Annotated in this window: 14 protein-coding genes; all 14 read left to right on the forward strand. The window is 65.4% G+C overall.

Features of this window, described 5'->3' with window-relative positions:
- Nucleotides 1–224 precede the first annotated feature (224 nt).
- The 14 genes from ACWD6N_RS32570 (at nt 225) to ACWD6N_RS32635 (ending at nt 22,031) form a co-directional block, all read left to right on the forward strand.
- Complete coding sequence (locus tag ACWD6N_RS32570; protein ID WP_354968314.1) at nt 225–413, forward strand: hypothetical protein; 189 nt, start codon at nt 225–227, stop codon at nt 411–413.
- Between the two features lie 204 nt (nt 414–617).
- Nucleotides 618–1,505, forward strand: a complete 888-nt coding sequence (locus ACWD6N_RS32575; protein WP_450005931.1) for a replication-relaxation family protein — start codon at nt 618–620, stop codon at nt 1,503–1,505.
- Between the two features lie 390 nt (nt 1,506–1,895).
- Complete coding sequence (locus ACWD6N_RS32580; protein WP_450005933.1) at nt 1,896–2,810, forward strand: DUF2637 domain-containing protein; 915 nt, start codon at nt 1,896–1,898, stop codon at nt 2,808–2,810.
- A complete protein-coding gene (locus ACWD6N_RS32585) occupies nt 2,785–3,183 on the forward strand; it encodes a helix-turn-helix transcriptional regulator (protein WP_450005935.1) in 399 nt (132 codons plus the stop codon). The genes ACWD6N_RS32580 and ACWD6N_RS32585 overlap by 26 nt, the downstream gene beginning before the upstream one ends.
- Nucleotides 3,180–4,727, forward strand: coding sequence for a tyrosine-type recombinase/integrase (locus ACWD6N_RS32590; protein WP_450005937.1), 1,548 nt, complete (start codon nt 3,180–3,182; stop codon nt 4,725–4,727). Before ACWD6N_RS32585 ends, ACWD6N_RS32590 begins: the two co-directional genes overlap by 4 nt.
- Nucleotides 4,728–4,894: 167 nt before the next feature.
- Nucleotides 4,895–5,101, forward strand: coding sequence for a helix-turn-helix domain-containing protein (locus ACWD6N_RS32595; RefSeq protein WP_450005939.1), 207 nt, complete (start codon nt 4,895–4,897; stop codon nt 5,099–5,101).
- Nucleotides 5,098–5,706, forward strand: a complete 609-nt coding sequence (gene brxE, locus ACWD6N_RS32600; RefSeq protein WP_450005941.1) for a BREX-6 system BrxE protein — start codon at nt 5,098–5,100, stop codon at nt 5,704–5,706. The genes ACWD6N_RS32595 and brxE overlap by 4 nt, the downstream gene beginning before the upstream one ends.
- Nucleotides 5,703–6,488, forward strand: a complete 786-nt coding sequence (locus ACWD6N_RS32605) for a hypothetical protein (protein WP_450005943.1) — start codon at nt 5,703–5,705, stop codon at nt 6,486–6,488. Before brxE ends, ACWD6N_RS32605 begins: the two co-directional genes overlap by 4 nt.
- A gap of 92 nt (nt 6,489–6,580) precedes the next feature.
- Nucleotides 6,581–7,123: a DUF1788 domain-containing protein gene (locus ACWD6N_RS32610; RefSeq protein ID WP_450005945.1), complete on the forward strand. Its 543-nt coding sequence runs from the start codon at nt 6,581–6,583 to the stop codon at nt 7,121–7,123.
- Nucleotides 7,120–10,749: a BREX system P-loop protein BrxC gene (gene brxC, locus ACWD6N_RS32615; protein ID WP_450005947.1), complete on the forward strand. Its 3,630-nt coding sequence runs from the start codon at nt 7,120–7,122 to the stop codon at nt 10,747–10,749. Before ACWD6N_RS32610 ends, brxC begins: the two co-directional genes overlap by 4 nt.
- A 14-nt stretch (nt 10,750–10,763) precedes the next feature.
- Nucleotides 10,764–15,038 (forward strand): BREX-6 system adenine-specific DNA-methyltransferase PglX, encoded by a 4,275-nt coding sequence (pglX, locus tag ACWD6N_RS32620; RefSeq protein WP_450005949.1) that lies wholly within the window; start codon nt 10,764–10,766, stop codon nt 15,036–15,038.
- Between the two features lie 44 nt (nt 15,039–15,082).
- A complete protein-coding gene (gene pglZ / locus ACWD6N_RS32625) occupies nt 15,083–17,959 on the forward strand; it encodes a BREX-6 system phosphatase PglZ (protein ID WP_450005951.1) in 2,877 nt (958 codons plus the stop codon).
- Nucleotides 17,956–19,281: a BREX system ATP-binding protein BrxD gene (gene brxD / locus ACWD6N_RS32630; protein WP_450005953.1), complete on the forward strand. Its 1,326-nt coding sequence runs from the start codon at nt 17,956–17,958 to the stop codon at nt 19,279–19,281. The genes pglZ and brxD overlap by 4 nt, the downstream gene beginning before the upstream one ends.
- Nucleotides 19,278–22,031 carry a DEAD/DEAH box helicase gene (locus ACWD6N_RS32635; RefSeq protein ID WP_450005955.1) on the forward strand — a complete coding sequence of 918 codons (2,754 nt, stop codon included), beginning with the start codon at nt 19,278–19,280 and terminating at the stop codon, nt 22,029–22,031. The genes brxD and ACWD6N_RS32635 overlap by 4 nt, the downstream gene beginning before the upstream one ends.
- Nucleotides 22,032–22,473 lie beyond the last annotated feature (442 nt).

Consider the following 22,473-nt stretch of genomic DNA (forward strand, 5'->3'; position numbering starts at 1 on the left):
GAGGGACGTAAGAACACAGGTTTCTCGCGTACTCCTCTCCATCACGCTCACCGGACCCGCACCATCTGGCAGTACTGGCGCGTCCCGGCTTTGTCAGGGCTGCTCCCGCCCTCCCCGGCACTCCCCGGATCAGGCTGCCCTCAGCTCCACCGCCCTGCTGCGACAGGGTCAGCGGTGAAGGTCTCCCACCTCCACTCGAAACAGCAGCGCCTCACGGCGCACGGGTGCGGGACGTCACCTACGACGAAGACCGATCCCAGATCCGCACCGGAACCGGACCCGAGGTCATGGCCGCCTTACGCAACGCCGCCATCGGCGCCCTCCGCACCGCCGGAATCGCCAACATCGCCGCCGCCAACCGACATCACGCCCGCGACAGCACCCGGCCCCTGGCCCTACTCGGCATCATCTGACGACTTTGCCGGGGCCCTGGGTCGGGCTTGGGGCCAGCGTTGACGTCAGTCTTCAGCCGGACCCTCGAACGGACCCCCTGTTTCCTCTCACACCGCAGGTCAGCCCGTCTGTCAGCGCCATCGGCTTGTCCTGCGACAGACCCTGCCTGGTCTCGGGTCTCCCCCTGGGGCTGGCATCCCGTACCGGAAAGGAGGTGGTAGCCGGTGGATGATCCGGTCCTTCGGGTCCAGTCCCAGCTGACCGGCCGTGACCGTGTGCTGCTGGGCTGGTTGTACGACCACGGCGTGTTGACGTCGTTCCAGCTCGCGAACGCTCTGTTCCCGTCGTTGGACTTCTGCCAGCGGCGGCTGCGGACGTTGTACCGGCTGCGGTTGGTGGCCCGGTTCCGACCGCAGCGGGCCGACGGCGGCTCGTACCCGTACCACTACGTCGTCGACCAGCTCGGCGCCGAGGTCGTCGCGGCCAGCCGGGACGAACGCCCGCCGCGGCGGGATCACGCTCGGGTGGAGCGGCGGCGCTGGACCTCGACCTGCAGCCTCGCGCACCGGCTCGGGGTGAACGGGTTCTTCACCGACCTGGCCGGGCACGCCCGCACCCATTCGGGCACCGGCCTGGTGGAGTGGTTGCCGGAGGCGGTGTGCCAGCGCGCCGGGACATTCACCAGCCGGCAGGATCCGGGGCTGGTGCGGGCGTACCAGCCGCGGGTCCGCCCGGACGGCTACGGCCGGTGGGTCGACGGTGGTGCAGAGGTGCCGTTCTTCGTCGAGTACGACACCGGGGCCGAGCAGTTGTCGATCCTGGCCGGCAAGGTAGACGGCTATCAGGAGCTGTTCGGCACGCTCGGGCGGATGTGGCCGGCGCTGTTCTGGCTGCACTCGGCCGCCCGGGAGCGCAACCTACGCCGCGTGCTGGCCGACGTGCCGCTGTCGGTGCCGGTGGCCACCGGGGCCCGCGATCACGCCGCGACGGCCGGCCGGGGCCCAGCGGAGGCGGTGTGGGCCGTGGCCGGCGGGGAAGGGCAGCGGCTGCGGCTGGCCGAGCTGGCTGGTTACGTCGTTGACGTCTCCAGTCGGGCGGGTGAGGCCGCGTGATTGGCGACGACACGACGGCGGCGGACAGTACCTCCGCTGCGGATCGGACAGCAACGGCCGGCGCCTGTCACGGATCTGTCGAAAGCGGCTCGGCCGGTGCTAACAGATTTGTGAAAGCACCGAACGTCCGCTCCCACAGCCGCGGGACCGCACCCCGGTCCCGCGTCTGCGGCGGGCGGTCCGCGGCCGGCGTGCGGTCCCCGTCCCGATGGTTGTCCGACGCCGGGTCGGTCCGCCATCCGGGCCGGCCTCTTGTGACAGGCGGACGGGTCGTTGTTCCGGTCCGGGTCGAGGAGGTGGAGGAGGTGATGGGCCACGACGGCACCGGCCACTGACCCGAACGCGGGGCTGCGGGGTAGCCGCGTCGAGGGCGTCATCCAGGTCGTCATCATGCTGGCCATTGGCGGCGCAGCCGGAGCGGCCAGCTTCACCCACGTGCACAACGTAGCCGCTGCGCACGGCCAACCCGGCTGGCTGGCTTGGGCCGACGCGATCGTCCTGGAGCTGATGTCCATCGCCTCCGGCCTGGAACTACGCCGCCGCAAACGCGCTCACTCCTCCACAGTGTTCCCGGCCACCGTCCTGGCGTGTGCGGTCACCCTGTCCCTGGCGGCGCAGGTCGTCGAGGCCGAACCCTCGGTCATCGGGTGGATCACCGCCGCCGTACCCGCGCTCGGATTCCTCGTCATGGTCAAGATCGCCCTCGGCCGGACCAGCACCGCCACGCCTGCCCCTGCCGTAGCGGTTGTGGACTGCCAACCGGATGAGGCCGGATGGACCCGTCCGGACAGCAGACAAGACGAGACCGTGCGGTCCGCCGTCACGGCGGGGGAGCGGTCCAGCAACCGGACCGTCCGCTCATCGGATGCTCGTCGTCACGGGGGCGGACGGGAACGGCGGCGGCGAGCGGACCGGGGACCGTCCCCGCAGCCGTCCCGCGCGGTGGCCGAGCTGCTGCCAGCGGCGCGAAAGGTCCGAGACCGGCTTGCTGCGGACGGCCAGGCACTGACCCGGGCAGCGCTCGCCAAAGCCCTCCGCGCAGCCGGTCACACCGTGTCCAACACCCGAATATCCGAACTGCTGAAGACCCTCAAGGTCGAGTCGTCGGCACCCCCCGGACTGATCGTGAGCCCGGTCATGCCGACCAACCCGACGTCACCGCCTCTGTCACCGGAGCGGCGCGATGGTGGCGCAGCAGCCACCCCTGCGCCGGTCGACCCCGACAGGGCTACCCCGCTCCTACCGCACAGCCAACCATCTCACCAGGAGAAGCCTGATCATGAACAGCCCAACGAACCCCGCTAACCAGACAACCCGCACGACGACCGGCAACACCACCGCGCCCAGCGTCGGGCAGGTGTGGACGATCGAGCGCATCCGTGCCCTCGGCGTGACCACCACCCTCGCCACCACCGCGTCGGTGCTCGGGATCAGCCGATCTCAGGCGTACCGGCTCGCCGCCACCGACCAGTTCCCCATACCGCTGATCCGGGCCGGCAGCCGCATCATCGTCCCGGTCGCCGCCCTCCTCCACCTTCTCCAACCCGACCCCGACGCAGCCGGCGGCGGACTTGAAGCCGACGCGAAGGTGAGCGTGGATGCGATGACCCAGCCGCCAGCGGATTCCACCCGACACCGCTGGCGGCACCATACGAAGCATCCAGGAGACGATGAGTGAAGGGATCTACCTTCAAACGCTGCGGCTGCCGCGACAGCGTCACGGGCCGGCGACTGGGACGCTCCTGTCCCCAGCTTCGCCGGCCCGGCGGCGGCTGGTCCCGCACCCACGGCCACTGGCACTGGCAGATCGAAGTACCCGCCCGCGCCGACGGCACCCGCCGTACCCTCCGCCACGGCCCCTACGCCACCCAGGCCGACGCCGACGCCGTCCTGGACCGCATCCGGAGCGCGCTCGCCGTCCCCGACCCCACCGACCCGCACACCACCGTCAAGACCGGCGACCTGATCGAAACCGCCATCAAGACCGGCGCGCCGGTTCCCGCACCGGACCAGGTCCGGCGGGCGCTGCACCTGGACATCACCCCCACCGAACTCCCGACGATGGAGGTGTACCTGACCGACTGGCTCGCCGGACGCAAGAACATCAAGACCGGCACCCTGCGCTCCTACGAAGGACACATCCGGCTGTACCTGATCCCGCACCTCGGCCACCTGCGCATCGACCGGCTCCGCCCCGGCCACATCGACGCCATGTACGACGCCATCGGGGAGCGCAACACCACCATCGCGACCCTGCGCGCCAGCCGTGACGCCGCGAAGCGCGACCAGGTCAAGAACCAGCGGATCGTTAGCCCCAGGACCTTGCACGTCATCCACGCGACCCTGCGCAAGGCCCTCAACGACGCGATGCGCCGCCACCGCTACATCGACACCAACCCCGCCCTCATGGTTGAACTACCGACCGCCCGACCACCCAAGCCCACCGTCTGGACCGACCAACGCGTCCGCACGTGGCGCGAGACCGGCAAGACCCCCAGCCCGGTCATGATCTGGACCCCCGAACACACCGGCCGATTCCTCGACCACACCCACGACGCGGGCGACCGGCTCTACGCCCTGTACCACCTGATCACCTTCACTGGCTTGCGCCGAGGCGAAGCCTGCGGCCTGCACTGGGACGACCTCGACCTCGACCTCGACGCCGCCACCCTCACCGTCCGCTGGCAACTCGTCCAACACGGCTGGGCCACCGCCATCGACACCCCCAAAACCACCGACAGCGAAGCCGCGGTCGCTCTCGACACCGAGACCGTCGCGGTGCTGCGCGCCCACCGCACCAGGCAACACCGCGAGCGTCTCGCCGCCGGTGCCGCATGGACCACCACCGGGCTCGTCTTCACAACCCCGACCGGTGGACGGCTCCACCCTGCCGACGTCACCGACCACTTCCATCACCTCGCCACCCAAGCAGGGCTACCACCCATCCGACTCCACGACCTCCGACACGGCACCGCCACCATGGGCCTCGCAGCAGGCGTCCAGATGAAGGTCATCTCCAACCGGCTCCGCCACTCCAGCCCACACTTCACCGCCAAGTTCTACGGCGACGTCCTACCTGAGCTCTCCCACGCCGCTGCCGAAGCGACCGCCTCCGTGGTGCCCCGCCGCAAAGGTCTCCGTGGTGCCCCGCCGCAAAGGTGCGTAGAAGGCGAGTCATCTTCGGTGACGTCGTTCGCGCAAGATTTGACTCAATGTAATTGAGGCAATGCAACGAGCAGCCTTGTTGGCCGGTAGTCAACTAACCGATCCTCGACGATTCTTGCCGATCTAAGCCGATCTTCAACGTCCCCCTATCGCCGTGATACGTTCTTGCCGCGTCTGATGAGGGCGCGAGCGACAACCACTCTGCGCCCTGTTGGAGCCGAACCATGTACGAGCATGAGCCCTGGGTCTCGGTGGAGGAGGTTGCGAACCACCTTGGCGTTGCCAAGGACACGGTTTACCGCTGGATCGAGTCGAAGTCCCTACCCGCGCACCGGGTGGGCCGGTTGTGGAAGTTCAAGCTCTCGCAGGTCGACGCTTGGGTCGAGGCCGGTGGAGCGGCGGAGCCGGAGACTGGGAAGGTCGAGCAATGATCATGTTCGATTCCGAGGATCCACCAGCCGGGAATGACCGGCAGCCGATTCCGGCGTCGGAGATCGACATGGCGCTCACCTCGCAGCTCGTAGTGGCGTGGGCCGGCGAGGCGGGGGAAGAAGGTCGGCTTGGTTGGTGGCGGTCTGATCTTGTTTCCGAGTACGGCGGCGAGGATCTGTTCCGCAGGCTGTTGCCGAGCACCTGGCGCTGGGCTGTGCTTCAAGGCGCCAGAGAGGCTGCCCGAACGATGGACGCGGGCGTCCGGCATCAGGACCACGACCCGGACCGGCTCCTCTCACTCTTCAGCCTGGGTTTCGAACTGGACGAGCGCATCGAGGAGCGCTTTCAAGATCTGAAGCGCTCGAGCCGTCTCCCGGAAGAGGCGCTCCCAGGTCTGGCCATCGTCAGTGACGGCTGGGACCGGAATCGTTTCTGGGACTGGGTCGCTGGCCACGGCGCTCCCGACGGGACGACCACTCCAGTCGGGCGGCGACTCAAGGGGAGTCCTCCAATCGCCCTGGATCAACTGGTACGGAAGCTGATCGCAGGACTCGCACCGGAGAGCGAGCGTTATCCGCTTCCGCACTTCAGGAGGACACCATGACGGATCGACCGCGAGAGGTTGCAAAGGTCCATACGCGCCTGTCGAAGTGTGCCCTCGAGGTCGACAACTCGCGCGCTTTCTGGGCCCGCGCGGACGAGGGACTCTCCATGAACGCGCAGCTGGCCTTCCACGAGTACTGGTTCGGCGCCCGGAGCCTTGCGCGAGTCAAGATCCTTCTCACCAACATGCGCGCGCGCTTCGGTGCGTTTCCGACCGCGCTGGCCACACTTCACAGCTGGGAACAGATGTCGCCGGACACGCGTCGAGTCATCTGCCACTGGCACTTGCAGCTGACCGACCCGCTCTACCGAAGCTTTACCGGTGCGTATCTCGCGGAGCGCCGTTACTGGCTGCGCCCGGAACTGACGCGCGATCTCGTCGTCGGCTGGGTCGGTGATCAAGCGGGCGCACGCTGGAGGATGTCCATGCGGATCGAACTCGCCAGCAAGCTTCTCGCAGCGGCACACTCGGCAGCTTTGGTTACCACAATCCGTGACCCTCGTCCGCTGGGAGCGCCACGCGTACCTGACGAAGCGCTTGAGTATCTCCTATATCTACTCCGTGAGACGGAATTCGAAGGCACCATGCTCGACAATCCGTATCTTCGTTCGGTCGGGCTGGAAGGCGCCATCCTCGACGAACGCCTACGTAGACTCCCCGGGCTCGCGTTCAAGCGGCAGGGCGACCTTGTCGACTTCGGCTGGAAGTACCACAATCTGCGGATGTGGGCCGACGTCAACATCCGAGGCGCCCAGCCGTCTATGGCTGGAGCCGCCTGGTGACTCTCCCCCTCTTCGAGCAGAGCCCACTACGCGAGGCGTTTGCTGCACTCCGGCGGGATCTCATCAGCACCGATGGACCGAGCATCAGCACGATGCGTAACTACCGATTTGCTATCCTGCAGTACGAGCCGTCCGACGAGTTTAAGCTCCGCGGCGAGGTGCAACGCCTGACCACTGACCTTTCCGCAAACGGCTGGATGATCATTTCGATCAGTCTCCAGAAGCTCCTGCTCGACCGAGTCAGGGCGCAGGGCTCGGAGTGGGTCGACCGGGTAACACAGATGGAACGGCGGATGGCCGACATCGAACCGGCGCGCGGGCTGAACTACCTGAAGTCCAAGGTCTCACCCCTCGTCGAAGGGCCGGACGGGATCGCAGCTGATTGCGGCCGTCTGATCTGCGAATATGCCGACAACAATCCGGGCACCGTCGATCGAACCGTAGTCCTCATCGGACGCGCGGGCGCCCTGTATCCGTTCATTCGGACATCAGCTCTTCTCCGTCACCTCGACGGCCGGACGCGAAACGTCCCGGTCGTGCTGCTCTATCCGGGCACACGACGCGGCCCGACAGGACTCTCATTTATGGGCATCCACGACCCAGATAACGACTACCGGCCCCGGATCTATCCATGAGGGACAACATGCTGATTCGCGACCTCTTCGTCTCGGACGTCACCCGGGATATCCCGCCCGTGGTCTACTTTCACGAGCATGGTCCGGACAAGCTAGCCGACGAGGTTTCCGAATACATCATCACCGGGGGCTGGCCCGAGGATCATCCGAACCATCGCCGTGTGCCGAGCGGCATCCATGAGGAATACGTTCGGCTAATCACGAACATCGCTACGGAACTCAACAGGGCGGGCGGGCCAGAACTCCCCAATGTCTGGATTTCAGGGTTCTACGGCTCCGGTAAGTCGAGCTTTGCCAAGCTCCTCGGGCTTGCTCTCGATGGTGTCGCACTGCCGGATGGACGCTCCCTAGCGGAAGCATGGCTTCAGCGCGACACGTCACCAAGGTCTGCCGAGCTTCGTGAGGCGTGGCGCGCTCTCCGCCAAAAGATCGATCCGCTGGCGGTCGTGTTCGACATCGGAGGCATTGCACGCGATAACGAGCATATCCATGCCGCAACCGTTCGACAGGTCCAGCGACGGCTTGGTTACTGCGCCGAGCCGCTTGTGGCCGACTTTGAGCTGGGTCTCGAACGCGACGGCGAATGGTCCCGCTTCGAGCAGATGGCCCATGAGGTGCTGGGTACGCCGTGGGCCAGTGTGAAGGACAAGTCGCTGGCTGAGGAGGAGTTCTCCCAGGTCATGAACGCGATGTACCCGGACCGGTACATCGATCCCATGAGCTGGTTCACCAGCCGCGGCGGCACCCATACCCGCTCGGAGTCGCCAGAGGAGGCCGTGGCCGCCATCCGCGACATGCTCAAGTTCCGCCATCCGGGTGCGACGCTGTTCCTCGTCGTCGACGAGGTCTCCCAATACGTGCTATCCAGCAAGGACCGCGTGGATCGGCTGCGCGCCTTCGCTACCGCCATCGGCTCCACGCTATCCGGCAAAGCATGGCTGCTGGCGCTCGGGCAGCAGAAGCTCGACGAGGGGGCGGACGACTCCTTCCTGGTATGGGCCAAAGACCGCTTCCCTCCGAAGTTCCGTGTCCACCTGGCCGCCACGAACATCCGGGACGTCGTCCACAAGCGGCTCCTCCAGAAACGACCCGATGCCGAAGAGCATCTGCACGCGCTCTTTGAACATCACCGACCCGACCTCAAGCTATTTGCCTATGGTTGTGAGTCGGTGACTCCGGAGGAGTTCGTCGAGGTCTACCCGATGCTCCCCGGGCAGATCGACCTGATTCTGCAGATCACCACCGCCCTGCGTACCCGTTCGACCCGCGCCCAGGGCGATGACCAGGCCATCCGTGGCCTGCTCCAACTGCTCGGCGAGCTGTTCCGCGATCAGAAACTCGCGGAGCAGCCGATGGGGACGCTCGTGACCCTCGACCGGATCTACGAGGTTCAGCACACCGCGCTCGACTCCGACGTGCAAGCGTCGATGGCCCGCGTCTTGAGCCAGTGCAGCGATGATGCGGATGGGCTGCTGGTGCAGGCGGCCAAGGCGGTGGCGCTACTCGAGCTCATTCAGGACACTCAGGCCACTGACGCGAGACTTGTGGCGCAGTGTCTCTACGACCGAGTCGACCGTGGTAACAACGTTGCCGCTGTGACCGAGGCGCTGGAGGAGCTGCGACGCAGAAATCTCCTCGGGTACTCGGAACGACACGGCTACAAGATCCAGTCCTCGGCCGGCGAAGAATGGGAACGTGAGCGCCGTGACGTCGGCGTCACGCGCGAGTCGGTCAGCGAGATCGTGCAGGAAGCGCTCAGGTTTCTCCTCGCCACGCCGGATCGTCCGCGACTGCAAGGACGGTCATTCCCCTGGGTGGGCCTGTTCTCCGACGGTCGCCGCGCCGACGACGTCTCCATCGCCGACCCGCGCGACGACGCTGCCGTCCGGGTCGACTTCCGGTTTCTGGTCCAAGAGGAGCGCACCGAAAGCACCTGGGTCAAGAGGAGTGGCGAGAACGCCCTTCACGACCGCCACGTATGGCTGTGCGGCGACAGCGGCAACGTGGACCAGCGTGCACGTGAGCTCTACCACTCACGAGCCATGGTCAAGAAGTACAAGCCGCGCCGCGAGTCGTTGAATCCCGCTCGCAGGCTCCTGCTCCAGCAGGAGGAGAACCGCGCCGAGGACCTCGAGCAGCTCGTCCGGGACGCCACCGAGGCAGCCTGGATGACCGGAAAGATGTACTTCCGAGGTCGGAGCTTCTCACCCCAGGAGCATGGTGCATCGTTTGCCACAGCGCTCCACGCGGCGGCAAACCGGGTGCTACCGGAACTCTTTCCGCATTTCACCGCGACGCAGGTTCAGCCATCTGAGTTGCTTCAACTCGTCGAGGCCGAGCTCTCGGGCCCGTCGCCCAAGTTTCTTACGGGTGATCTCGGCATCCTTGAGCTTGACTCTGGACGCTACGTCCCGTCGTGCAGCGGTGTCGTGGCACGCCGGATTCAGGAGCACATCGAGTCCGAAGGTGGGCTCGGCGGAACGACGCTCCTCGCCCACTTCGGCGGCCCGCCATACGGGTACACCGCAAACGTCGTGAAGGCATGTGTCGCGGGTCTGCTACGCGCCAGCAAGGTGCGACTCCAACCCGATGGCGGAAATGAGATCACCGCCATTCGGGACGCTGGTGTGCGTGAGCACTTCGAAAAGGACCGTCCGTTCCGCCGTGCAACGATCTTCCCCGCCGGTCAGGACGACATCGGCCCCCAGACACGAGCCCGTATCTGCAGGTTCTTCGATGACCGTCTTGGGCACCCAATGGACCGCGAGGACCATGCCATCGCCGACGCTGTCCTCCAGCACTTCCCGCAGCTCGCGCAGCAGCTTCGCAGCGTGCAGGGCCGACTCAACAAACTTCCAGGCTCGCCAGAGGGGCCGTCCGCCTTCAGTAAACTGGGCGAGGCACTCGAGCAGTGCATACGCAACTGCCGGCAGACCAAGCCCACCGTCATGTTGGTCAAGAAGCACCTCGACACGCTGCAGGACGGCACCCAGCTCCTGCAGATCTACAACGCGGAGCTCACGGACGATGCCATTCGTGCCGTCACGGACGCCCATAACACACTTGCCTACCAGGCAAGGCAGCTCACGGACCTCGGCGTCGAGGACAGTACGACCAAGGCGGCCGCGGCACGAATCACGGCTCAGCTCGAACAAGAGCAGCCTTGGCGCGACATCGGCGCGCTCGACAACGATCTCGACAAGATCCGCACTCGGTACCTCACCGAGCGGCAACAGTTGCTCCAATGGCAAGAGCAGCAGGTAGAGGCGGCCCGCGGCCGGGTCAAGGCGCGCGACGGCTTCAGCACCCTCACTTCCGAGCAAGCGCACCGCGTGCTCCGGCCCCTCACCGAGGCGACGACCAATACCGCCGCCGAGGCGGTCGCGCCGCCGCTCGTCGATCTGAAGGACCCGTTCACGGTCGCGCTAGGTCGTGCCGAGGACCGCGCGAACGACCTCCTCGACGAGATCCTGAGTGAAGGCAAGAAGCCACTCATCGCCCAGGTTGACCTGCAGTTGCGCCATCGACAGGTGGCGACAGAGGCCGACGTACAGGCACTTGTCGAGGAGATCAGGGCGCGCCTGCTCGAACACGTTCGCGCCGGCACACGCGTACGGCTGCGGTAGCTGGAGGAACGACCATGCCCATGACCTCCGACGCCAAACGTGCTCTCTCGACAACCATCCGGTCTCTGCGCCTTCGCCTCCTCGATGACCTGCATGATGCCACCGAGACCGCCTACCGGCTCTCGGTACGCGCCCAAGACGCAGGGCTCGACGCCGCCGCGCGTGCTCGGCGGGCTCGGCTGGAGACATGGGTGGCCGAGCAGCTACGCGCCCAACGGGCGACCAAGATCGCGCACAAGTCCGACCGATCCGCGGAGGACTTCCGCCGCGAAGCTGAGAAACAGGCCGCATACACGCTGCTGAACCGGCTGGTGCTGCTGCGGCTCATGGAGGCACCCCGGCCCTCGGGAGTGCCGCTTCGCGCCCCCGCCGTGGTAACGGGCGGCTGGGAAAGCCGCGCCTACAAAGATTTTCGCCAGCTCGCGCCGGGGCTCGTCCGAGGCGATGAGACCGAGGGCTACGCCTTCCTGCTGCGTTTGACGTTCGAAGATCTCGCCACCGAACTACCCGGCCTCTACGGGCCGGCGGGCGTAGCCGACCTCATCCCGGTCCCGGCATCCACGCTTCGGTACGTCATCGACGCTCTCGACGCGGGGACGCTCCAGAGCTGTTGGACCGACGACATGACGCTCGGCTGGATCTACCAGTACTGGAACGACCCGGAGCGGGAGGCGCTCGACGACAAGCTCAACGGCGGCGGCAAGGTCGAGCCGCATGAGATCGCCAGCAAGACCCAGATGTTCACCGAGCGGTACATGGTCGACTGGCTGCTGCAGAACAGCCTGGGTCCGATGTGGCTGGCCATGTGCCAGAAGCACGGCTGGACACCTGAGGTCAAGGCGGACGGCACCCTGGACCGCCTGGAGGAGCGACGGGCGCAGTGGCGGGCCAAGCGCGCATCGGGCGAAGTCGCGCTCACCGAGCTGATGCCGCTGCACACCGAGGCGGAGCGTCGCTGGGCCTACTACCTGCCACAGCCGATCCCCGAGAGTGCGGTCGAGCAGGCACCTGACACAGTCCGTGACCTGAAGCTGCTCGACCCGGCGGTGGGCTCCGGGCACTTCCTGGTGGTGGCACTCGATCTGCTGGTGGCGCTCTACCTCGAGGAAGCCCGCCACCGCGGCGAGGCCGACACCGAACGCTGGTCCGACCGGGCCATCGTCGAGCGCATCCTCGCTCACAACCTGCACGGCATCGACCTTGACCCACGAGCGGTACAGATTGCCGCCGCAGCGTTGTGGCTCAAGGCCCGACAGATCGCACCCGACGTCCGGCCGGAGCAGTTGAAGCTGGTCGCGTCGAACCTGCGCCTGGCGAGCCTGGCCGACAATGATCCGGCGCTCATCGAACTCCGCCGTGAGGTCGAACGCGAAACCGGCATCCCGGGCGCCCTGACCGACACGCTGATTCATGCCTTGCGCGGCGCTGACCACCTTGGGAGCCTGCTCAAAGTCGATGCGGTGGTGGACGATGCGCTGAGCCAGCACGAGGCTGTGCTGGGGCGGGTCAAGCCGGAGCAGGGCGATCTCCTCATCGGGTTCACGTCCGAGCCGGAACGGATCGCCATCGGCCGAGTCGAGGCCAAGGCGACGCTCCTCGAACGAATCGAGAGCTTCCTGGCCAAACACACGAGTGGTGATGACCTCGGACTGCGGCTACGCGGCGAGCAACTGGCAGCCGGGGTCCGCTTCGTCAGACTGGTGCGCGAGGGGACATATGACCTGGTGGTGGCGAACCCGCCATATCAGGGTGCGCGCAAGATGGCGGACGCCAAGTACATCGAACAGATGTATCCGCTTGGCAAAGCAGACCTCTACGCGGCGTTCCTGCTGCGCGGCCTGGAATTGGTCCGCCGCGGTGGCGTATCGGCAATGCTCACAATGCGGAACTGGATGTTCCTCGGGCAATACGCCGGGCTGCGGGAACATCTGCTGGGCATTCACGGGCTGCTGACACTCGGAGATTTCGATCGTGGAGCCTTCGAAGACGTTCCCGACGAAGTGGTCAGCGTTGCTGTCTCGGCATTTGCGCGGAACATGTCGATCGGCAAGTCCCAGGCACTTTGCCCGACGCCGCGTGAGGACAGCTCGCGAGACGCGGAACGAACTCAGCGCAAAAGGTCTGCCACACTTTTCCACGAGGGACGCAGCACTTTTGATCCCTCTGCATTGAAAGTCGTCCCAGGGTGGCCACTTCCGTATTGGTGGACGCATGAGCTCAACTACTATGCGCGGCTTCCACTTCTTGGGTCCGTCGCCAGTGTGCGAACGGGCATCGATACGGGAAATAATAAGAGATTCACTCGGAGCGTATGGGAGGCGACATGCTCACATCTCGGCCTCTCTCCGCATTCCAGTTGGACCCCGTATATCATGGGCAGCGGAGGCCGTCTTTGGTTTGAGCCTCTCTTGAATATCGTGCGATATACAAGACAGTTGCTAGAGATTCGCGTACTGGCCGAAATCTCCAATGGTACGAACCTGCGGAATCCATCATACTGGCACAAGTCGGGAGTTGCCTTCACTCCCATTGGCGCCAACTGTCGGGCAAGGATTCATTCCTATCCCAGTATTTGTGACAACAAGGGATCATCAATCTACCCGTCGGTGACGGTATCGGCGGACAGCATCCTCTGTTCGGTCAACCACCACTCAGCACAAGGGGTTCTTGCTGACCTCAATCCTTCCATCTCATTTCAGGTCGGCGATCTGGTTCGTCTCCCGGTCATCCAAGTGGAGGGAAGCGTAGAAGTGGTGTCGATCCTCCGTGACGCGTTCAATGTGGAGGAGTGCCACCGCGAGCCTTCTGTTGAGTTTCGCCGGCCTGGTCCATCTCCTTGGCGTCATGCCCAGGAATGGGCTCAGGCTGCAGTCGACCGCCCAGAGGGCGCGCCACTCCCCGATTACCTCGAACAGCTTGATCCCGAACCCTCCGCCGATCACCTGAGCTTCGCGCTCGGCGTGGCTCTCGGTCGCTTCGGCGTCGCGGGCAGCGCTGCTGAAGGCGTCCTTGACCCAAGCACAGCTGATCTGTCGCACGCCCTACCCCACGGCATTCTCTTCCTCGACAGGACGCTAGACGGCGAAGACCATCGCGACAGCCTCGGTCACCCGGCAGCTGCGCGGTTACACGTCGCCTGGATGCAGTACGGCTCGGCGATCGGCGGAGACCGCAGCCTGCGCGACTGGCTCGCCCTCGACTTCTTCAAGGACGTCCATAAGGGCACGTACGAGAACCGGCCTATTCACTGGCCGCTGTCTTCCGCAGCCAAGACCTTCGTGGCCTGGGTGAACATCCATCGCATGACCGAGCAGACCCTGCGAGTACTGCTCGCCGACCACCTGATGCCAACGCTTTTCCGCCTCGATGGCGAGCTGGCCGACCTACGCGCCGCCCGCGACGGTACCGACAAGAAGGTCGTCCGCGCGGCCGAGCGGCATTTCGACCGGACGCTTAAGGTCAGAGACGAGCTACAAGCGTTCATCGACGCGGTCGAGCAGTGCGCCGACCACGGGCCGCCGCCGACCGACAGCAAGTGTCGGCCCCGCGAGCAGGATGCACGCTACGCACCCGACCTCGACGACGGCGTTATGATCAACTCTGCTGCGCTCTGGCCGCTGCTGGACCCGCAGTGGAAAGACCCGAAGAACTGGTGGAAGGAACTTGCCACCGCCAGCGGTCGCAAGGACTGCGACTGGACCCACCTGGCCATGCGCTACTGGCCCACTCGAGCTGACAAGAAGTGTCAGCAGGACCCGAGCCTGAGCGTTGCGCACGGCTGCTTCTGGCGCTACCACCCTGTACGCGCCTGGGCCTGGGAGCTACGGCTTCAAGACGAGATCCGTCCTGACTTCCGCATCGAGGAGCCGCCCTATCGCCCAGGTGCCCGCGACCTAGGCGACGCTGGTGACACCCCGCACCGCGAGGCGTTCCTACGGGACCAGCCCAAGGCCTCCCTCGCGGCGATCGAAAAGGAGGCCCTTCGACGCATGGGACGGGGCAAGAGCCGGGAGCAGGTAGCCGAGCTGCGGATCCTCGAGCCGGGTCTCTGGTCAGCACATGCTGGAGCGATCTGGGAGATGGAGCTCCGGTTGGCCGAGAAGCAGGGTGCAGAGTTCCGCATTCTTGCTCCCGACGAGCCCGAGGCTCGCGCGGCGTTCGAGGCGACGTATCCAACGAAGGTACGTGAGCGCAAGGAATTCCTTGCCGCTCTTGCCCCACGCATCGGCCTGTTTGCCGCTGAGAGTGCACAGGACGACGTCGAAGAGAGCGTGGGGGACGACACGTGACGACGGCAGGACCTGGGGCTACGACGGTCGAGCTGGGTGGTCCCGTGTCAGAGTGTCTCGAGGCGGATCTCCGCACGTGGGTGCGCAGGCACGGCGTGCTCGTATGGCTTGACCAGGCCGGGCACTACAGGGAGTTCGTCGACCGGCTCGATGCATTACGTGAGTCCGGCTCAGTGCCGTACGAGGTCTACGCGTTCCGGGGCAGCTATCTGTCGCTGATGTTGGCGCTCGACGGTGTCGCTGCCGGTACCGAAAAGGTGCCGCTGGTCATCCACTTGCCAGGCTTCACCGAGGAGACCGTACGCGGTACACCGCTGTTCGAGCTCTACGCGGCCGGCGTGCGATACCGCAAGGCGCTCGACACCCTCGTCACCGAGGCTGCGGCAGGACGGGTGCGCCCGGATCAGATCGCCTCGTTCAAAGAACAGCCCGACATGACGCTTTCGGGGGCCGACGCCTGGTTGAATGCGCACTTGGACCACACCGGGGGCGGCATCGCCGGGCAGCTTCGAGCGATGAAACTGACCGCTCTGTTCGATGACCTTCTCGATGGGGGATTCGTCGCCGGGCGCATCGAACAGTTCGACGACGAGAACGTGATCTGGGCGCGTCTCGCCGTAGAGATCGGCCTGCCAAACGACTGGCGCGATGCCATGCTTCCGCCCTCCAGGCCACGCGCTGAGGATGTGGCTTTTGTCGCCGCAAGCTGGATGCTGTGCGTGGAGTACGTGCACGACCTAAAACGGGCGCCCGTCAATACGCGCCTCACCTTCGCCCTGGACCTGCCCCGTCCGGTTATCGAAACGTGCCGCAGCGCGGCGACCCACCTCCGCGCGCGCCATGCAGCCTTTTACCAGCGAACGGCGGACGAAACCGAAGCCGTGTTCGCCGATGAAGTCGAGGCCGCCCACGCCGAAGATCTCGGCAAGGTCGACACCTTTAGGTTCGAAGAGGACAAGGTTCTCAAGGCCGCGATGGCGGCCCTCGATCGCGGAGACTACGGTCTCGCCGCAGAGTGGGCGGAGCGTCGAGTAGACACGCGGACCGCGGGCGCCTCGTTCTGGCTTCAGGACGATCCAACGAGGCAGTCGGCCTGGCAGCTCGTCCACGACGCGGCCCGACTCGGGCAGGCCATCACGCGCGCGGGTGAAAAGTTGGGGGTGGGCGCGAGTGCTCAGGGCGGCCTCGAAGCCGCCGTGAACGCCTACGTCGAGCGGGGTGCCTCCGTGGACCAGGCGCATCGGCAGCTCGAGCAATGGCGGGTGGCTTTGCTTTACCCACAGTTGCCCGAGTTCGAAACCCTACGGACACGCCTCGATGGGATGCGGCGCGCCTGGCGCCTGTGGGCCGATGGGTGGGCGCGCGAGTTCAACGCGCTCTGCATATCCCACGGCTTCCTTCCGGACGTCGCGTACCAGCAACGGATGCTGTTCAACGAGGTAGTCAAGCCGATGACGCAGGAAGCTGGCGTCACGGCGTACTTCGTTGTCGACGCTCTTCGGTTCGAGATGGGCGAGGAGCTCTATCACCAGCTGAAGGACACCCCTGCCACCACCGTGCTGCTCAAGCCCCGGCTCGCAGAACTTCCCACCGTTACTGCGGTAGGCATGAACGTGCTAGCACCCGTCGAGAAGAACGGCCGTCTGCACATTTCGATGGCGAGCGACACGGGAGGCGTTCAGGGTTTCAAGACAGGCGAGTTTCGCGTGTCGGACCCCGAAACCCGCAAGCGGGCCATGCACGACCGGGTGGGCGGAACGACGTGCCCATGGCTCACCCTCGATCAGGTCGTCAGCCGCGACAGCGGCTCACTCAAACGCGCCATCGCCCAGGCACGACTCGTCGTCGTCCACAGCCAGGAAATCGACAATGCCGGCGAAAAGGGTGTCGGTCCTGCGGTTTTCGAACACGCCATGCAGAAGCTGCGCGCCGCCTGGCGTCTTCTTCGAGACGCGGGCGTGCGTCGGTTCGTCTTCACTAGCGATCACGGCTTTCTCCTGCTTGACGACAGCACCGGGTCGGCTCAGGCGCACGGTCGTCGCATCGATCCAGACCGAAGGCATGTCTTCTCCCCAGTGGCAGCGGATCACGATGGAGAAGCGAGGGTCGTCCTGGCGAACCTCGGCTACGAGGGAGCCGACGGGCACCTGATGTTCCCAGAGACCACTGCAGTGTTCGATACCGGCCGGCGCTCCATGAATTTTGTCCACGGGGGCAACAGCCTGCAGGAGCGCGTCATCCCGGTCCTGACCGTGGTGCACCGCGCCGCCTCTGGCGGAAATAACGTGCAATATGGCATCAAAGCCAAGGCCCGGGAGGACGTGGCGGGGATGCACTGCATCGAGGCGAAGGTTGAGGTCCTCGCGCAGCGGTCGTTGGACTTCGGAAGTTCACAGGACGTCGAGCTCGCACTGCGGGTTCACGACGCCGAAGGCGTGCAGGTCGAACTTTGCCAGACCCGCGGCAAGGCGCGGCTCGCAGGCGGCGTGGTGGTAGCGACGGTCGGCGAACCTTTCGAGCTTTTCTTCCGGCTCTCCGGAGCATCCAACTCGCGCGTGCTCGTGCAGCTCCACCACCCCAGCGTCTTGGCGGATGTGGAGCCGTGCGTACCGGATGTCCGCTTCGCGGTCACCGCGACCCGCGGGCCGTCGTTACCAGGGCCCGCACCATCGGCAGGTGTCGGGGCGGGCAGTACAAGCTGGCTCGAGCAGTTCTCCGAACCTGGGGTTCGGCAGCTGTTTGAGCACCTGGCCACGCACGGCACGGTCACAGAGACCGAGGCAGCCGCGATGTTGGGCGGTCCACGTAGTCTTCGGCGTTTCGCCATCCACTTTGAAACCTATGCCCAGAAGGCACCCTTCGGCGTGCGCATCGATGTCGTAGCCGGAGTGAAACGATACGTACGTGAGGGAAGCGAATGAGCACACTGACTCAGAAGGACGTCGAGCACGTCTTCGAGTCGCTCCGCAAGGGCCTCGTCCCCGAGCGGGGAATCGACACGTTCGCCGTGGGCATCGACAAACAGCGCGGTGAGCTTCATCGACAGCTCGACTTCGCAAAGAGCGGCGAGGGTACCGTCAAGTTCATACGTGGCGGCTACGGCTGCGGCAAGACCTTCATGGCCCGCCTCGCGCTGCTCGACGCGCAGGCCCAGGGATTCGCCACCAGCTTCGTCGTGGTCTCCGACAACGATCTCAGGTTCCACCGGTTCGACGACGTGTACCGCAAGGTGCTGACCGAGCTTGGAACCGCATCGTGCTCACGAGGGGCCCTGGGCGACATCCTCGACCGCTGGATCGGACGAGTGGAAGACAGCCTCGTCGCAGCCGGCGAAGACGACTCGGCCCCTGACTTCGACACCAAAGTACAGAAACGCCTCGACGAAGACCTCGCCGCCATGACCGGCGGCCGAGCACCACAGGACTTCGTCCGTGTCATTCAGACGATCTTTGAGCTGAAGCAGAAGGGCGATACCACAGAAGCGGGAGCGCTCATCTCCTGGCTGTGCGGTAGCGGCAACGTCGCAATGTCGGCCAAGAAGTCCGCGGGTATCAAGGGCGACATCGGCAGCCGCGACGCCTTGGACTACCTGCGTGGCGTGCTCGAGATCGTGAAGGCGGCCGGGTACGCGGGCCTCGTGGTCGTCATCGATGAGGCCGAGACCATCCTGCGCATGCGTTCGGACTCGCGTCACAAGTCCCTCAACGGAATCCGGCAGATCGCCGACGCGGCGAGTTCCTATCCGGGCATGTTGTGGGTCTTCACCGGTACCCCGGAGTTCTTCGACACCCGGCATGGTGTTGCCGGACTCGCACCCCTGCACGATCGAATCCGGTTCTTGAAGCAGGGCAGGTTCGCCAGCCTACGGCAGGCGCAGCTGGAACTCGTGCCCTTCGACGCCGATCGCCTCCGATCGGTTGCGCTTCGGCTGCGTGAGTTGTTCCCGACGTCGGACCGTGGCGGCCTCGAAAAGAAGATCAGCACCGCGTTCGTGGAACGGTTGGTCGCGGAGGTGACCGCCGGATTCAAGGGAGACGTCGGCGTGGTGCCACGCCAGTTCCTGCGCGAGTTCGTCACCCAGCTCGACCTTGTCGAGGAACACCACGACTACGATCCCATGGCGGAGTACGGATTCCAGGCCACGGAACTCAGTCCCGAAGAGCAGCACGTGATCTCCGGCACGAAACTCGCCGACCTCGACGACGAGGCGGACGGGCTCGTGCCCGCAGAGGACGTGTGGTGAGCGTCTTCGCCAGATTCGCACCACGCCTGCAGCAGGCGATCGTTTCCCGGCTGGGCTGGTCCAGCCTGCGCCCGGTGCAGGAAGCAGCCGGCGAGGCGCTACTAGCCGGCGACAACGCCGTCATTCTGGCACCCACCGCCGGCGGTAAGACCGAGGCGGCGATGTTCCCGGCCCTGTCCCAGCTTGTCGAAACCGCGCCGGACGGGGTGAGCGTCCTCTACGTCGCACCGATCAAGGCGCTGCTGAACAACCAGGCGGACCGGCTGGGCATCTACACCGAAATGATCGGTCTGCGCCGTTTCGTCTGGCACGGCGACACCCCGAATCATGCCCGCAGCCAGTTCCTCAGAGAACCCGCCGAACTGCTGATGACCACACCTGAATCACTCGAAGTGATGCTGGTTTCACCCCGGGTAGATGAGGGCAGGCTCTTCGCTGATCTGCGGATCGTCGTCATCGACGAGGTGCACGCACTGGCCGGAACGGATCGGGGCGCCCACCTGATGAGCGTGCTCGAACGCCTGGCGCGGGTCTCCAAACACGACATCCAACGCGTGGGGCTGTCCGCGACCGTCGGCAACCCGGAGGCGATCCTGTCATGGCTGCGGGGGACATCGAACCGGCCGGGGAGGGTGGTCGACCCGCCGAAGCAGCCGGGGCGCCGGCAGATTCTGGTCACCTACCGCCAGAACCTGGCACTGCTGTCCCGGGACGCGGCAACGGTCGCGCGGGGTCACAAGAGCCTGTTCTTCTGCCAGTCCCGCGCCACGACAGAGGCCGTCGCCGAGTACATGAGACGCGCCGGAACCACCGTATTCGTACACCACAGCGCCGTGTCGAGGGAAGAACGCCAACTCGCCGAGGAACGCTTCCACCACGGCGACGACGCCTGCATCGTGTGCACCTCCACCCTGGAGTTGGGCATCGACGTGGGCGACCTCGACCGGGTGTTGCAGGCCGAGGCACCGGACACGGTGAGCTCGTTCCTGCAACGCATGGGCCGAACCGGGCGGCGCGCCGGCCAGGCGGCCAACACCACGTTCTTCTGCGAAACCACGGACGGTGTCGTCCAGGCCATCGCCCTGGTCGAGTTGGCGAAGGCGGGCTGGGTCGAACCGGCCGAGGCGGAGGACCGCTGCTGGCCGGTACTCATTCACCAACTCCTGGCCATGTCGCTGTCCAGCGACGGGATCACCGCCACAGCTGCCTGGGATCACCTTTCGCAGGTACCGGATTTCCGAGGTATCCACCAGGCCGAGTTCGACCGTCTCCTGAGCTGGATGCTGCGGGACGACGCGTTGCGGATCGCAGATGGCCGCCTGGTCCTCGGCCCCAAGGCGGAACGCCGCTTCGGGCGTAAGAACTTCATGGACCTCTATGCGGTCTTCTCCAGCCCGCAGAACTACACGGTTCAGACCGTCGGTGGTCAGGCCCTCGGTTCGCTGAACCAGACGTTCGTCGACCGGCTCGTCGACGGAGTCAGTAGTTTCCTGCTCAGCGGACGCGCGTGGGCAGTCCTGCGGATCGAGCACCGCGATCGCAGCGTGATCGTCGAGCCGGCACCCCGAGGGCGCCAGCCCACCTGGGGCGGCTTCCTTCCCCAGTACGTCGGATTCGAGCTCTGCCAGCGCATCCTGTCGATACTCCTGAGTGACGACCGCTATCCATACCTTGACGATGCTGCGTGGAGGGTCCTCGCCGAGCACCGCGCGACCATGCGCGGGACCGTCACCTCTCACCGTGGAGGCGTGGAAGTTGACGACGGGGAGATCCGCTGGTGGACCTTTGCTGGCGGACGGATCAACTCGACCCTGCGGTACGCACTCGAAGCGGTCGGCAACGACTGGAAAGTCATCCCGGACAACTTTCTCATTAAGGTTCGGGGGAAGAACCTCGACGTGCTGACCTTCCGCGACGCGCTTGCCGGGCTCGCCGAACCCGAGTTCTGGGAAAACGATCGGCTTTGGGGTGACGTCGCCGAATCGCTGCCCAACTACCGCCTCAGCAAATTCCAGCCGCTGATGCCCCCATGGGTCGAACGTGAAGTGATCGCCAGCTTTCTGCTCGACGTTGGCGGGGCCTGGCAATGGCTCTCGGGACTCCAAGGCAGTGGACCCCGCCTTCCCGAGTCCGTCCGGACGTTGACGCCCAGCGACGCGGTGCGCCTCGCCCGCCTCGAGCAGGTCCCAGCGGAACTGCCCCCGCTGCGCCGCGAGCACGACCGGCCACTTGTCTGGGTACGCACCCTCCCGCAGCTCCAGGCAGCGGTTGCTGAGCTGATGTCTGAGTCCGTCGTTGGTCTCGACGTTGAAACCACACTCGCGAACCGTGCCCTGTGCCTGATTCAGATGGCGAGCCGTGAGGCAACCTACCTGGTAGACGTCCTCGAACTTCCGGACCTGGAACAGCTCGGCGAACTGTTCGCGAGCACCGAAATAACCAAGCTAATCCACTACGCCTCCTTCGAGCGCACCGTCCTTGGTCGGTACGGGCTCGCCCTAGAGGCCGTCGTAGATATGCGTGACGTGTCGAGGCGGCTGCGCCCCACCGCCAAAGGTCACAGCCTTCGTGAGGTCTGCGCCCGAGAATTGGGCATGGAACTCGACAAAAGGGAACAAGCCGGCGACTGGATTCGGCGACCGCTGACGAACAGTCAGGTGACCTACGCCGCCCTCGACGCCGAGGTGCTACTTCGCTTGCACTCTCACTTCGAGGAAATTGCACGCAGTGCTGGAACTCGTCGCTTGTAGCAGACCTCTCCCAGTGCCGGGTCTTTCCTGCAGTGGCTCGGGTGCTCCATGTCGCTCGGGTGCCATGGACGGGATCATGCTCATACTGGGTGGGCCGAGCGGGACGCTGTCTCGACAAAATCGGAAGCATAACAGCGATCAGATAGACCCGTGGCTGCCCGGTTGGACCGAAGCATTGACAAAGATTGGGCTCGGCATTTCCAGCGCTTTTCGGACAGCCCGTTTGACCTCGCCACGAAGTATCAGAAGTACCGTGAGCCGGAAGGCTTCGGCATCACGTACCTCCGCGTATCCGACGAGTAGGACCCTCGTTAGCTGAGGATGGTGCAGGCGACGTGCGACGAAGCCGTCGTGGATGTCGAGGCGTTGCCGCGGGATGGCTAGACGGCGGAACTTGTGGGCAGGGGCCCGAGGTCTGCTCAAGACATAGCGCTGCGTCGTG

The sequence above is a fragment of the Micromonospora sp. NPDC005163 genome (genome assembly GCF_053599835.1).

Bases quoted from the DNA above. Each gene is read 5' to 3' on its own strand.
- brxC (WP_450005947.1), top strand. From the start codon at position 7,120: ATGAGGGACAACATGCTGATTCGCGACCTCTTCGTCTCGGACGTCACC.
- ACWD6N_RS32595 (WP_450005939.1), top strand. From the start codon at position 4,895: ATGTACGAGCATGAGCCCTGGGTCTCGGTGGAGGAGGTTGCGAACCAC.
- ACWD6N_RS32605 (WP_450005943.1), top strand. From the start codon at position 5,703: ATGACGGATCGACCGCGAGAGGTTGCAAAGGTCCATACGCGCCTGTCG.
- ACWD6N_RS32580 (WP_450005933.1), top strand. From the start codon at position 1,896: ATGCTGGCCATTGGCGGCGCAGCCGGAGCGGCCAGCTTCACCCACGTG.
- brxE (WP_450005941.1), top strand. From the start codon at position 5,098: ATGATCATGTTCGATTCCGAGGATCCACCAGCCGGGAATGACCGGCAG.
- ACWD6N_RS32610 (WP_450005945.1), top strand. From the start codon at position 6,581: ATGCGTAACTACCGATTTGCTATCCTGCAGTACGAGCCGTCCGACGAG.
- pglX (WP_450005949.1), top strand. From the start codon at position 10,764: ATGCCCATGACCTCCGACGCCAAACGTGCTCTCTCGACAACCATCCGG.
- ACWD6N_RS32585 (WP_450005935.1), top strand. From the start codon at position 2,785: ATGAACAGCCCAACGAACCCCGCTAACCAGACAACCCGCACGACGACC.
- brxD (WP_450005953.1), top strand. From the start codon at position 17,956: ATGAGCACACTGACTCAGAAGGACGTCGAGCACGTCTTCGAGTCGCTC.